The organism is Atribacter sp., assembly GCF_035418125.1.
GTDB lineage: Bacteria > Atribacterota > Atribacteria > Atribacterales > Atribacteraceae > Atribacter > Atribacter allofermentans.
The window spans coordinates 1-13,481 of the sequence record NZ_DAOLQM010000032.1 but is presented as its reverse complement, the minus strand read 5'-3'; the positions used below and the strand labels follow the sequence as shown (position 1 = coordinate 13,481).

At 36.3% G+C, this 13,481-nt stretch carries 9 protein-coding genes; 3 read left to right on the top strand and 6 right to left on the bottom strand.

The genetic code is table 11. The features are described from left to right. Positions 1–530 precede the first annotated feature (530 nt). Positions 531–1,994 carry an FGGY-family carbohydrate kinase gene (locus tag PLK24_RS03365; RefSeq protein ID WP_324476354.1) on the top strand — a complete coding sequence of 488 codons (1,464 nt, stop codon included), beginning with the start codon at positions 531–533 and terminating at the stop codon, positions 1,992–1,994. 25 nt (positions 1,995–2,019) lie between these two features. Here PLK24_RS03365 and nagA read toward each other — a convergent pair whose 3' ends face one another. Further along, positions 2,020–3,174 carry an N-acetylglucosamine-6-phosphate deacetylase gene (gene nagA / locus PLK24_RS03360; RefSeq protein WP_324476353.1) on the bottom strand — a complete coding sequence of 385 codons (1,155 nt, stop codon included), beginning with the start codon at positions 3,172–3,174 and terminating at the stop codon, positions 2,020–2,022. Between the two features lie 505 nt (positions 3,175–3,679). Here nagA and PLK24_RS03355 point away from each other — a divergent pair. Together PLK24_RS03355 and PLK24_RS03350 are read left to right on the top strand one after the other, a co-directional pair. Next, positions 3,680–4,597, top strand: a complete 918-nt coding sequence (locus tag PLK24_RS03355) for an ROK family protein (protein WP_324476352.1) — start codon at positions 3,680–3,682, stop codon at positions 4,595–4,597. After that, a complete protein-coding gene (locus PLK24_RS03350; RefSeq protein WP_324476351.1) occupies positions 4,594–5,634 on the top strand; it encodes a uroporphyrinogen decarboxylase family protein in 1,041 nt (346 codons plus the stop codon). The genes PLK24_RS03355 and PLK24_RS03350 overlap by 4 nt, the downstream gene beginning before the upstream one ends. A 485-nt stretch (positions 5,635–6,119) precedes the next feature. Here the strand turns inward: PLK24_RS03350 and PLK24_RS03345 are convergent, their stop codons facing one another. The 5 genes from PLK24_RS03345 to PLK24_RS03325 all read right to left on the bottom strand — a co-directional run bounded on the left by PLK24_RS03345 (position 6,120) and on the right by PLK24_RS03325 (position 13,277). After that, positions 6,120–7,094 carry an aldo/keto reductase gene (locus tag PLK24_RS03345; RefSeq protein WP_324476350.1) on the bottom strand — a complete coding sequence of 325 codons (975 nt, stop codon included), beginning with the start codon at positions 7,092–7,094 and terminating at the stop codon, positions 6,120–6,122. A gap of 23 nt (positions 7,095–7,117) precedes the next feature. Next, positions 7,118–9,058, bottom strand: a complete 1,941-nt coding sequence (locus PLK24_RS03340) for a methyltransferase domain-containing protein (protein ID WP_324476349.1) — start codon at positions 9,056–9,058, stop codon at positions 7,118–7,120. A 160-nt stretch (positions 9,059–9,218) separates the two neighbouring features. Further along, complete coding sequence (gene corA / locus PLK24_RS03335) at positions 9,219–10,286, bottom strand: magnesium/cobalt transporter CorA (protein WP_324476348.1); 1,068 nt, start codon at positions 10,284–10,286, stop codon at positions 9,219–9,221. A gap of 450 nt (positions 10,287–10,736) precedes the next feature. Next, positions 10,737–12,080, bottom strand: coding sequence for an asparagine synthase-related protein (locus PLK24_RS03330; RefSeq protein WP_324476347.1), 1,344 nt, complete (start codon positions 12,078–12,080; stop codon positions 10,737–10,739). Positions 12,081–12,104: 24 nt separating this feature from the next. Then, positions 12,105–13,277, bottom strand: a complete 1,173-nt coding sequence (locus tag PLK24_RS03325; protein WP_324476346.1) for a TolC family protein — start codon at positions 13,275–13,277, stop codon at positions 12,105–12,107. Positions 13,278–13,481: the final 204 nt, after the last annotated feature.

The following is a 13,481-nucleotide window of genomic DNA, read 5'->3' as shown; positions in this document are numbered from 1 at the left end:
TAATATATTGATAGATGTTCATACCACTTTCATGGCACCAGATGAGGATGAAAATAACTATTCAGAAATGAATTTCCCCCTTTAGAAAAGGGGGTTAGGGGGATTTGAGTTTTTGGAAAAGAATCGAATCCAAAAATATCTCTCTTTAGCCAAAGTGAGAAACCAATATAACGGGAATTTGTTTGAAATTGTATTTTCAGGATAGACTCTCATGTTGCTTTACAGCACCAGATGAGGATGAAAATCCAAGATTCGACATGCCATGGCATGTCGCTACATTAGTCGGGTACAATTTATTGTGCCCCTCCATATTTTAATTCTTTTGTAGGGCTTGATTTATCATGCCAGCATATAGATTTTCAGGATAGAATATGATTATCTATCAAAGTGACCTAGTTTCAAAGAAGGTATTCTACCTTAATAAAATTTGAGAAAAGATAAAATGTGGTATTGGTTTCTTGCTTGGATAGTGAAAAAGTTTACGGGTCTTGATGTTGATGAATAACTCTTTATAAAAGGTGGCCTTAAAAATGAGTAAAGATAATGCTTTAGTCATGGGTATCGACTGTGGAACTCAGGGCATACGATGTTTGGTTTCAGACCTTGAGGGTAATATTGTTGCTGATGGTCAAGAAAATATTCTTTCTTCAAATAAATTTGGAGATCGATTTGAACAAGATCCCAATGAATGGTGGGATAAAACCCAAATTTGCATTCAAAAAACTTTGCGTGATTTAAAAAATAACCGATATTCTTCATATGATATTCATTGTTTTTCCATAGATTCTACATCTGGAACTATCATACCTATTGGTGAAAATGGTCAGCCTCTTCTTCCTGCTATTATGTATAATGACAGTCGGGCAAAAGAGGAATCCTTATACATCAACAGGGTAGCTAAGGATTTTACCCAAAAAATTGGTTATCAATTTGATCCTTCTTTTGCTCTATGTAAGGTAGTTTGGCTTAAAAATCATCTTCCTGAAATATATGATAAAACTAAAATATTTTTACATGCCGGTGATTTTTTACTAATGAAACTAACCGGTGGTCTTTTTCAGTCTGATATATCCAATTCACTTAAAATGGGTTTTGACCTTTTGGAAATGAAATGGCCAAACTTTATTCGGGATCAATTAGAAATCGATATTCAAAAGCTTCCTCCGGTTGTAAAAACCGGAGAAGAATCAGGTATCATAAAGGCTTCAATCGCCAAGCAATTTCAATTTAAACCTTCTTTGAAAATAATAGCTGGAGCTACAGATGGAACAGCTTCTTTTTTTGCATCTGGTGCAAGGATACCAGGTGATATCTCGAGTACTGTTGGAACTACTTTAGTTATTCGTGGAATTTCTGAGAAATTGATCAAAGATATCAAAGGAAGAATTTATTGTCATCTTCATCCTGCCGGCTATTGGTTACCCGGTGGTGCCAGCAATACTGGTGGTGAATGTTTACAAAAATTTTTTACAAATGAAAATTTAAAAGAATGGGATAGTAGGGTAGTGGAAATGTCCATTCCTACATCACTAATTTTGTATCCTTTAACCAGAAAGGGGGAACGTCTTCCTTTTGCTTCACCTGAAGCTGAGTTTTTCCAATCTCGGAAAGAATCAAGTCGACTCGAGTTTTACACTGCTTGTCTTGAAGGAGTAGGATATATTGAAAAATATAGTTATTATATATTGGAAAAATTAGGGTCTTCCCCAATCCAAAGAGTTTTTTCTTCAGGAAGCGGTTCAAATAGCCCTATTTGGTGTCAAATACGGTCCAACATCCTATCAAAACCAATATTTCTCCCGAAAACAACTGAATCCGCTATGGGTGCTTGTATTATCGCTGCTTCTTATTTGCATGGAAGCCTATCGCTTGCCAGTCAAAAAATGGTGAAAATTAACGAGGTCTACGAGCCCCAAAAAACAATATCCCTTAAATATCAAGAAAAATATCATGAATTTCTTAATGAATGCCAAAAAAGAGGATATGTCCATTAATATTATGCGCCGGGCACTTATTTAATTAAAAAACCTGCTCACCATTAATAAAGGTAGCATGGCAGTTAAATTGGTCATCGAATATAGCAATATCGGCATTTTTATTGATTTCAAGACTACCAATTTGATGTTCCATCTTTATAAGCTGAGCGGGGATAAGGCTTCCAATTTTTGCTAATCGTGGATGTGATATTTGAAAATGAGCTCGTAAATTGGCAAGGCACCGGTTGAGGGGAGAGGTGCTTCCCGCCAAACTCATCGTTGATTTCATTCGGGCAATTCCTTTCTCAACAACCATCAATTCCCCTCCAAACTCATATTCACCATCCTTAAAACCAGTTGGCCTAACAGCATCACTTACTGCAATAAAGTGATCTTCATCTTTACACTTTAAGGCAATTTTAATAATATCCGGATGAATATGAATCATATCTGCTATGAGTTCAACAGTTATCTCATCAAAACCAAGGGCAAAAGAAAGTAAATTTGGCTTCCGGTGATTCAGTGGATCCATACCGTTAAATAAGTGAGTTACTAAATGTGCTCCTTTGCGGTAAGCCAAATAACAGGTCTCCTGATCGGCTTGACTGTGGCCTAAAGATACGCAAACACCTTGTTTACTTAAATATTCTATAAGCTCTAAACTCCCCGGAAGTTCGGGTGCTAAAGTAATTCTTTTAATCAAGCCGGGATCTATTTCCAAAAATTCTTTCATCTCTGAAAGATCTGGCACTCTTAGGTTTTTTGCATTATGTGCACCTTTTCGTCCTTCAGATAAATAAGGTCCCTCTAAATGGATGCCTAAAATTTTTGAACAAGAATTATGAATTTTGTCCAATTTAGATACTGTTTCAATGGCTTTTCTAAGTCGTAAATAACTTTCAGAAACAGTTGTAGCTAAAAATCCTGTTACTCCACAGGTTGTTAGGTATTTTGCCATTTTTTGTAAACCATTTTTATCACCATCAGTTGTATCCTGACCTAAAACACCATGGAGATGAAGGTCAATCAAACCTGGATAAAGATATTTTCCTGAATAATCATACCTTATATCAATTTTTAGTTCTGGTTCATTCGATTGTATTATTCCCGCGATTCGTTTATCTTTAATTAAGAGCATTGAATTTTCAACCACTAGCTGAGGGGTAACAATATTTCCAAAAATACCAATTCGACTCATTTTCAAATCATCCTTTTTTCTTTGTTAAAAATTCAATTTCAAAGTTTTTATAGAAAATATTATCAAAATTGAAAAAACCTTATTTTAAAGTCTGGTTTGGATATCAAAACTTTCTTATATAATATGATATATTAGTGCTAATTATCACTAAATATTTTCTAATTTTCATTTTTTTGGATCTTGGTTAGCAATAGTTCAGTTTAGTCCTCGTTTATAGGGTTCTTATCTTCTTTTTTTACTGAGTTTTTGCCAAATTTTATCAAGGTATTTCCAACTAAATAAAGGAAAAACAGCCATAAGGGTATTTTGAATTCGTAATCATTTAAATTGTAACTTTATAATTATACCTATTGCTCTTATTGTTATATTAATTTTAGGAATAACTCATCATATTCAATCTGATACATCAATAAAATCCTATCGGTTATGTATGATGAAGTGCAATACAATTCATTACTTCACTAAAAATAAGCTCATAAAAAAATATTAGAAAGGAAGATAAGTTTTGGCGTACTCAATAGGAATAGATTTAGGAGGAACCAAAATAGCTGGAGTATTAGTAAATGAACAACTGGATATTCTTGCCTACGAAAAAATACCAGTAGAAACAGAAAGACGGATAGAGAAAGTCTTAAATGATATTGCCTCATTAGCGCAATTACTTATGAAAAAACTAAAAAAACAGAATGAGTTAGTTGGAATGGGAATTGCTTGCCCAGGATTAATTGATATAAACCGTGGAGTTATGGTTTATTCAGAAAATCTCAACTGGCGAAACGTTCCGGTTGTTCAGATTCTTTCTGAAAAATTAAATTTTCCATTCTACTTGGAACATGATGTACGGAGCGGTGCCATCGCTGAGGTATTTTTCGGAGCTGGGAAAAAATATCGGAACCTGGTATATGTAAGTGTCGGTACTGGAATTTCAGGAACTTTAATTTGGGAAAGACAATTCATTCGTGGAGCAAGAGGCATTTCTGCCGAATTAGGCCACATTATTGTTGAACCTGGTGGCCCCCTTTGTCGATGTGGCAACGCCGGGTGCCTCGAGGCTCTCTCTTCGGGAAGTGCCATGGAAAGAGAAGCTTACCATTTAACTAAAAAACCGGTGAGCGGTGCTGTAATAATGCAAAAAGCCCTGGAGAATGTTTCCCCTTATACCAATATTGTCCATCAAGCTGCTTATTATTTTGGAATTGGTCTGGCTAACATTGCTCAAATCTTTGATCCAGAAGCCATCGTTTTAGGAGGTGGAGTTTCCGAGTCCGGTGATTTCTGGCTCAAGCTCGTTGAATCTTATTATGTTAAACATCAATTCTGGTCGTTCTCCCTTCCTGATTTGAAACTCGGGACTTTCAAGGGAAAAGCGAGTGTTATGGGTGCAGCTGGACTCCCATTTCTGAAAAAGGAGGGTTTGCTTTGACCAAAAAAGAAAGAGTCAATCACGCTATCCATCACCAAAAAAGCGATCGGCTTCCTCATCAAATCGATTTTACCTGGAGAATGAAAAAAGAATTTCTCAACCATTTTCAAATCCAGGAAAAGGAGCTCCCTGAACTTTTAGGAAACCATTTCCTCTATATCGATACCCATAAAAAAGTAAAATTGGATGAAGAAAAGGGGGTTGACTACGATGTTTTTGGAGTTGGATGGGATCTTGTTAAATCGGAAGGGTATCTCCCTTGTTATCATCCGTTAACGGATTGGAAAAACTTTAATTCCTTTCAATTCCCCGATCCCCAGAATTCAATTCTATATCAGGATTTTATTCCACTTCAGGATTGGCAAAAAAAAGAATATTTTATTCTCTCAACCCAGGGTTGGGTGCTTATGGAACGAGCCTGGTTATTGAGAGGTTTTGAGAATTTCATGATTGATCTTATTGATAATCGAACCGAATTAGAAAGGCTTTTGGATCTCATTACTGATTACCAAATCGAGGTTCTTCGTCAACTGATCCAACTTGGCGTAGATGGAATCTATACTGGGGATGATTATGGGACTCAAAGGGGTTTGTTGATTGCTCGAAAAACCTGGCAAGACCTTCTTAAACCAAGATTGGGAAGAATATGGAATGTCGCCAAAAAAGAGGGAATACCGGTTTTCCATCATTCCTGTGGAAACGTCTTAGAGATATTGGATGATATGATTGAAATTGGACTCAATGTTCTTATACCCGTCCAACCACAGGCAATGGACATTCAACTTCTTCAGAACCGTTTTGGCGATCACCTCGCTTTTATGGGAGGAATAAGTACTCAAAAAACTTTACCTTTTGGCACTCCTACCGACGTTCAATCGGAAGTAAGAAATTGTATTGAAATTTTAGGTTCTAAAAACAATTATATAATTTCAGCATCACACGAAATTGGATCAGATTGCCCAATAAATAACTTACTGGCTTTCTTTAACGAAATGAAAAAAGTAAATGGGAGTGTTATCCCCCTATTGGATAAATAAAAACATGATAAGCCCTCATGCTAAGGTTGTGGCACCAGATGAAGATGAAAACCCAAAATTCGACATGCCATGGCATGTCGCTACTAATCGGGCAAAATAAAGGTTGAAGGGGAGAGGGGGAGATTTTTCTCCGTCATTCTGAGGAGCGTATTATGCGACGTGAGAATCTCATCTAACACTACCGATGTCATCCTGAGCCCTCGCTTTTTGAGGGCGTGAGGATCTCAACTTTAATCAAATTTCTTTATAATTTTCTCAGGTTATCGAGGAAAAACCGAAAAAACACCCTCCCCGCCGTAAAGCGGCACCCCCCAAGGAGGGGAATTGTTGAATTCATTCCCCCATTGAGGGGGGGGACTAAGGGGGGTGTGCCTTTTTCTTTTTTTGTTTATTCTTTTTTCACCAATATTGGTGTTTTCAGGGTAGAGGGCGAAGCAGAATTATCGGATCAATTGTAACGCTTTCACCCTCTATGATTTTTGTAATTATTTATTCATAATTTTTTGTTTACGCTCCCGGAACAATTTCTCAATATTGTCAATATCCTCTTGAGGAAGTGTCCAATCGCCCGCTAAAACCGTTTCAGCTATTTGATCCGGATGTCGGGCTCCTGCAATAGCTGACGTCACTTCAGGACGTCTCAAAGCCCAAGCAATTGCTAGTTGTGCAAGAGTTTTATTATGTTTTTTGGCAATTGGAATCAGTTGATTCACGAATTCAAGATTATAGCTAATTAATGGCTCATTAAACTCGGGATCGTTTCTTCGGTGATCATCAGCCGGAAAGCTTGCAATCCGTTCCCGAGTCATTTTGCCGGTCAGTAATCCTTTTTGCATTGGGCTATAAACAACAACACCAATTGAGTTTTGGTTACAGAAGGATAGTATGTCTTCTTCAATATCTCTTTTCAACATGCTGTAAGGAGGTTGTAGTGATGCAATTGGATAAATTGATTGGGCTCGTTTCATTTGGGATACATTAAAATTCGATACCCCAATATATCTAACTTTCCCTTCTTTTACCAATTGAGCCATTGTTTCCCAACCTTCCTCGATATCTTCATCAGGAATCGGCCAGTGAATTTGATAGAGATCAATGGTACCGATATCTAATCTCCTTAAACTTGCTTCAACTTCAGCTTTAATGCTTTCTCTTTTAAGTCGGTTAGAAATATTTTTCATTTCATCCCATACTAAACCACATTTTGTTGCTATGATTGGTTTTTTCGAAATACCCTTGATTGCTTTCCCAACTATTTCTTCTGAATGTCCAAGACCATAAATTGCAGCAGTATCAATCCAATTTATCCCGAGATCTAAAGCTTTCTTTATGGCTGTTATTGACTCAGAGTCATCTTGAGGGCCCCAGGCGTGTCTCCATCCTCCACCACCAATTGCCCAAGATCCAAATCCAATCACCGTTAATTCGAGATCGGTTTTCCCTAATCGACGAGTCCTCATTATGACCTACCTCCTGATAATATTTATTTTAAAATTATTTCTTGATTAGTTATTTGATGATCATTATTAAAAGTTTTCTTTACCCCATTTAAGCTCCTAAACCCAAAACGAACCTCAGCTGCTTTTAATATTGATTCTAACAATTCAGCATATGATATTCCAGCCAATTTTGCCATTTTAGCTAAATGCCCGTCCCAACACCAACCTGGGTTAGGATTAACTTCTAATAGTCGTGGATTCCCTAAATCATCCAAACGCCAATCAAAACGAACATAATCCCGACATTCCAATCTTTCAAAAAGTTTCAACGAACTTCCTATGATTAATTTTTCAGTCTCTTCATGAATTTTAGCTTTAACCGACTTAATTTTCCAATAGGGCGAGTCAGGAAGCCACTTTGCTTCATATCCACAAATTTTTGGTAATTCCACCGGTAGTTCTGAATAATCTTCCTCCAATAAAGGAAGTACCAAGTATGATTCGGGGGAATTCCCAATAATTCCTAAACTAAGATCTGAACCAGTTATAAATTCTTCAACCAAAATTGGTTTATCATAACCAAACTGGCCACGAATATCCGATATAGCATTCATCAATTCTTCAATTTTATAAGCTACGCTTTTTTGGGTAATTCCAAAACTTGCATCACCAAAATTTGGCTTTACAATGACCGGAAAATTTATCATGAGATCAAATATGGTGTCTTCCGGCTTAATAAAAAACGCTTTCGGAACTGGAATATTCATCTCCCGAGCCATTCCTCTTACTAATGATTTATCATAACAATAAGATAAACATTGAGGTCCGGATCCCGTATAGGGAATTCCTATCATTTCTAAAAAAGAGGGGATATGTAACTCCATGCGAGGATCATTATTAAAACCCTCATCACACAAATTAAAAACCAAGTCAATTTTCCCTCTCAGGGAAATGAGATTATTTACCAGTTTTTGATGATTATCGAGATATATAAAACTATATTCTCTTAATTCATGCAAAGCTGATTTCAGTTGGTCTATGGTATAAAAATCATCGTCATCAAAAACTGATGATGGTTTTAAAATGTCAGGCTTCCCTGGATCACCGAATAAAACTGCAACTCGTCGAATACTTGGTGGTAACTTTTTCTTACCTGGGGTCCAAGGTTTTTTTACTCGAGAACTAACGATTATTCTTTGTTTCATCATACCTAAATCTTGATTTCTTTGAGAATTTGAAGATATTTTTCCATGAAAAACAATATCATTGAAACCAGAATTTTTTAGGAGTTGGCTGAGTTCATCTTCAGTGTAAAGTCTTTCTCCATAAAATTGATCAACTATGACTCCTCGATCCACATGATTGACTATTTCTCGAGAAATAAGTCGATGACCATCAGCCGAAAGGGATCGTTCTCGACAAACAAAATATTTTTTGTCAATCCATTCCCATGAACGGGGTTCATAATGGGCAGCTAAAAACTCGCCATCAGCGACATCTATTAATAACCGTCCCCAAGGCTTCAAAACCCGGAAAATTTCTTTTAAAACCTTAATATCATCTTGAACAGTCTCAAAATATCCAAAGCTATTTCCTAAAATAAGAACCACATCAAAAAAATCACTTGAATAGGGAAGTTTTCTCGCATCTCCTTCTCGAAATTGGATACCTAAACCCTCTTTTTTTGTTTGAATTTTAGCTTTCTGTATTAAGTAATGGGAGCGGTCTAATGCATAGATATTTTTCATGTTTCGTCGTGCTAACTCTAAAGAATGCCTTCCCTGACCACAGCAAAGATCTAATATTTTATCATCAGGAGATAGTGAAACAGCTTCGATAAACAAATTGACCTCTTTGCGGGTTATTTCACTATCTTCAACAACATCGGCATCGGTTTTTAAATAAATTGAATTAAATATTCTTCGCCACCAATCAGGGTAAACATGCTCCTCTAAATTAATGACCGGTCCTAAAGATTTTTGCATTTTACTCCCACCTTTTTTCCGGATTAAAGGGGGAGTCCCTTTTGATGACTCTTCTTTCATAAATAATAGAACCTCCTCACAGGTTACAAATGCTTATTTAAAGTTTTATACAAAAACATATTTTGAATCCTTAAATCCAAAAGAAAAATGAATAATTCTCTCATAGCCATTTCTTCTTTTTAAAGAAAAATAACATAATCAACGCTATTCCTCCCATGGTGAACAAGGTAATTGCATACCCCCATTTCCAATACAGTTCAGGCATAAAACGAAAGTTCATGCCATAGATTCCTGCGATAAAAGAAAGGGGCATAAAAATGGTAGCAATCATGGTTAGAACTTTCATTACTTCATTTAAACGATTATTGATACTCGATAGGTAAATATCAATCATACTGGAAATTAATTCTCGATCAGTTTCAATTGTATCGATAAGTTGAGTAATATGGTCATATATATCCCGTAAATAAACGACGGTGGATTTTTCAATAAAGGGAAACTCACGTCTTTCTAAAGAACCGATCACTTCACGCATGGGCCAAATAGAGGTTCGAAAAAATATCATATTCCTTTTTAAAAAATGAATCCTCGGTAAAATTTTTGAGGAAGGATGGTCAACCAATTCATCTTCTAATTCTTCTAATTGATCCCCGATTTGTTCCACCATGAGAAAATAATTATCGACGATCGCATCCAGGAGAGCGTAAACCAAATAATCGGCTCCTGCTTTTCTCAACCGACCCCTACCGAGACGAATGCGATTTCTTATCTCTTCGAAAACATCTCCTTTTTTTTCTTCTTGAAAAGAGATAACAAATTTGTCTCCTAATATAAGACTCACCTGTTCTGAAATGATTTCATCCGACTGGTTCTGGCTATATATCATTTTTACAACAATATAGAGATAATTTTCATAATCTTCGACTTTTGGGCGTTGGGTAGTGTCGAGTATATCTTCCAACACGAGATGATGTATACCAAATTTCGATCCAATCTTGGTTAAAATATTTTCCTGACAGATACCATCAACATTAATCCAGGTTATTGACTGACTATCTCTTAAATCATCTATTTCATCTGCCTCTTTTATTTTAATTTCTCGGTATTGATTTTCACTATACGTGAATATATGAAATAGTTCTTCCTGGTCATTTTTTTTAATAGCTTGATTTTCTCCACTTTGAAGGGAACCATCCAATTCATCTTGAGTAAAATTGGTACTGTCCATGGAAAATTCTCCGTGATAGTAATGAATTTTTATGAATCATATTACCACTTTCTTAAATATTTACTATCTGATTTTTTAATGGTTATTAAACCCTTTTGAGAAGGAATTCAAAACGAGGGGAGATTTCAATAAGTAAAATCCTTTTTTAGTAGTATAAATCTTGGTATCCTTTTTTTTATTTTTTTTAGGAATAAAAAACAAAAAGATGAGATCCTCACGGCTTCTGAATACGAAGCCTCAGGATGACGCCGGCTGCGCCAGATGAGATCCTCACGCGGAAAAGCACCGCTCAGGATGACGGATTAAGGGCACACCCCCCTAACCCCCCTCAATGGGGGAATTCATTTGATGGTATTTTCGGGATAGAAGGGGAGCTTTCATAGTTCTCCTTGAAGAAGTTTAATGTATCTTTAGTGGAAAAACACTTTTTTTTTAAAAAAAACAAAAAAGTCAATTTTCAGAATAGGTTTTTGACCGACCCATCCAATCAAGATAGTTCATTTCACCAAAACAATCTATAAATATTTTATAATAAAGGTATTCTTCCCGAGACTTTATTTTCCACCCATTGGGCAGAATATGCTCTTCTTCAAATTCTGATGCTGAAATTTTCTCTTCTGCATAGGAGGCTAATATTTCATTAACCCCAGCTCCCTCCCAAAATTTGGCTTTCCTCCTATGAAGAACATGATTTGGGAGTTTATTTTCCAATGCACATCGCAAAATCCATTTCTCTTCTTGGTTTTTTATTTTATATTGCTGAGGAATACTTAAAGCAAAACGGACAACATCGGGGTGAAGAAAAGGTATATAAGCTATAATTCCAAAGGCCGATGCACAACGATCTACCCTCTGCAAGGCCGTGTTGTGAAGGCGAAGCGTGATATCTCTTAATTCATCGGTCAACTCTTCGGGAGGGATTGATTTTAAATATTCATAACCAGCAAACAATTCATCCCCGCCTTCACCGGAAAAAACCGCAGGAACATATTCAGCCGCTAAACGGGCGACTAAATAATTGGTTACACTCGATCGGACCAATAGCGGATCAAACGACTCAAGATGATAAATAACTTCTGGTAATATTGTTATTAAATCTTGCTGAGTTACAACCATTTCGTGGTGAATGGAACCGATATGTTCTGCAACCTTACGAGCATATAAAAGGTCTGGAGCCGAATTCACTCCTGCGGCAAAAGTATGAAATGTATTTATATCATGGCGTGCAATGGCTGATATAGCACTTGAATCTAAACCTCCCGACAGCAAAGATCCAATTTTCTGAGCTGAAATACATTTTTGAACTGCTTCAGATAAAAGCTTATAAAGCTTTTTAGCTATTTGACTGGGGTCATCTTTAGTTACTGATTCTTGCGGTAATGTAATTTGAGGCACAGAGTTTTTTCCATTAAATACATGTCCGGGTAAAAGCTCGTTGACTTTTGGAACTAGGTTTATTAAAGGTTTTACTTCCGAAGAGAATAGTAAGAACTCATTATCTTTCCAACCATAGTAGAGTGGTGCAATACCAAGAAAGTCACGAGAAAGAACAATGTTTTCCTGACTTAAAACAATTTTCACTGAACGCCCATCGCCACCCTGATCCTCATAAATTATTTCATTTTTCCCCGATTTTAAGGGAGGCGCTTGGGAATCATTCCATATCATTCCGAGCGAACAATAACCGTTTTGGAAAAGTGTCTTCCCCGATTTACCTCGATAAGCAATTTCTGGTAAAAGTTTTTCAATCAGAGAGATTTGATTCCCTTGATATATTCCAACAACACCTGCCATATTTTTCCTCCATTCTCATAATTTTTAATCAGTAGATGATTCTGTTTCTTCTCCAGCTTCTTGTTTTTGACGAACTGTTTCCGATCCCTCCTCATAAAATACTTTCATCCGCTCTTCTAATGACATTCCTAAAGAATTATAAAATTTTGATTTGGCAACATTATAATCAAATACCGCTTGTAAATAAGCGTTTTCTGCTTGAAATGCTTCGTTTCGAGCATCAATAAGTTCAATGCTGGTAATAACTCCGGCATCATATCGTGCTTCTGCTATTTTCAGGTATTCATTAGCCCGGGTTAAACTTTTCTCCTGCAGTGGAACAGCTCGTTCTGCAGTTCTTAGCACTTCATAGTTTTGTTTCAACTCAACTTGAATACTATTTTTAATGTTTTCAAGGTTAACTAATGAAATCTGTAATCCTATATGAGATAGTTGCTGGCTGATAACCGGTGTGTAATCATTAGTATTAACCTGAACCTCTTTGGTTTTTAAAACTACTTCATCCTCAGCTTTTTTAATTTCTAGACGATGTTTCAAAGCATATTCAACGCTTTCCTTCAAATCAATATTTGAGGGATTAAAAATCAATTCACTTGCCAAATCTACAGGACTATTTAGGTCTTTCCCCAAAAGCTGGTTAAAATTCATTTTGGCTATCTGTAAATTACTTTCTGCATTTAAAAGGTCTGACTGGGCTTTTGACAATTCATATTCCGCTGAGATTACATCAATCTGAGCAACCATTCCTAATGAATATTTAGCTTTTACATTTTCCAATTGCTTTTGAGAACGATTAATATTATCTTGAGCTAAAACCACTGATCGTTGGAGCTTGAGAATATTGTAATAAGCTTCTTCGACCACCTGGATTTGATTGGAACGAGTAATTTCATAATTCCGTTGGGCAACTAATAGTGCGGTTTCATTGGACAGATCGCTCAATACCGAAGGAGCCAAAAGTAAATCAGCTTTAGTTTTTTTGTAGTTTAATTCACTCTGCTGCAAATCAAATTGAACTTTTTTCATTTCATTTCCGTTTTCCAGCGCAATTTTTACTGCTTCAGGGAGAGTGAGAGGGGGACTGTTTGTTTCTTCAGCAAAAACTCCAAAAGGGAGTATAAAAACCAGCCCTAAAAAAATCGCACTTCCTAAAAATAATTGTTTAAATTGCTTTCTTGATTGGTGACCACCTAACATTTTTTCACACCTCCTAAGAGTAACTCAATAATATTTTATTCTATCCTGAAAATACATTAATGATTAAAAATGCCATCATCCTGAGCCCTCGCTTTTTGAGGGCGTGAGGATCTCATCTTTTTATAATTTCTTCTTTATAAAAACTTTAAGGATGAGATTGCCAGGTTGCTTTGCTCCTCACCATGACGGAACAGGAAAAAATTC

What these genes read in the sequence shown, in the direction of transcription:
- corA (WP_324476348.1), bottom strand. Translation starts at nt 10,286, where the DNA reads ATGGACAGTACCAATTTTACTCAAGATGAATTGGATGGTTCCCTTCAA.
- PLK24_RS03330 (WP_324476347.1), bottom strand. Translation starts at nt 12,080, where the DNA reads ATGGCAGGTGTTGTTGGAATATATCAAGGGAATCAAATCTCTCTGATT.
- PLK24_RS03365 (WP_324476354.1), top strand. Translation starts at nt 531, where the DNA reads ATGAGTAAAGATAATGCTTTAGTCATGGGTATCGACTGTGGAACTCAG.
- PLK24_RS03325 (WP_324476346.1), bottom strand. Translation starts at nt 13,277, where the DNA reads ATGTTAGGTGGTCACCAATCAAGAAAGCAATTTAAACAATTATTTTTA.
- PLK24_RS03345 (WP_324476350.1), bottom strand. Translation starts at nt 7,094, where the DNA reads ATGAGGACTCGTCGATTAGGGAAAACCGATCTCGAATTAACGGTGATT.
- PLK24_RS03340 (WP_324476349.1), bottom strand. Translation starts at nt 9,058, where the DNA reads ATGCAAAAATCTTTAGGACCGGTCATTAATTTAGAGGAGCATGTTTAC.
- nagA (WP_324476353.1), bottom strand. Translation starts at nt 3,174, where the DNA reads ATGAGTCGAATTGGTATTTTTGGAAATATTGTTACCCCTCAGCTAGTG.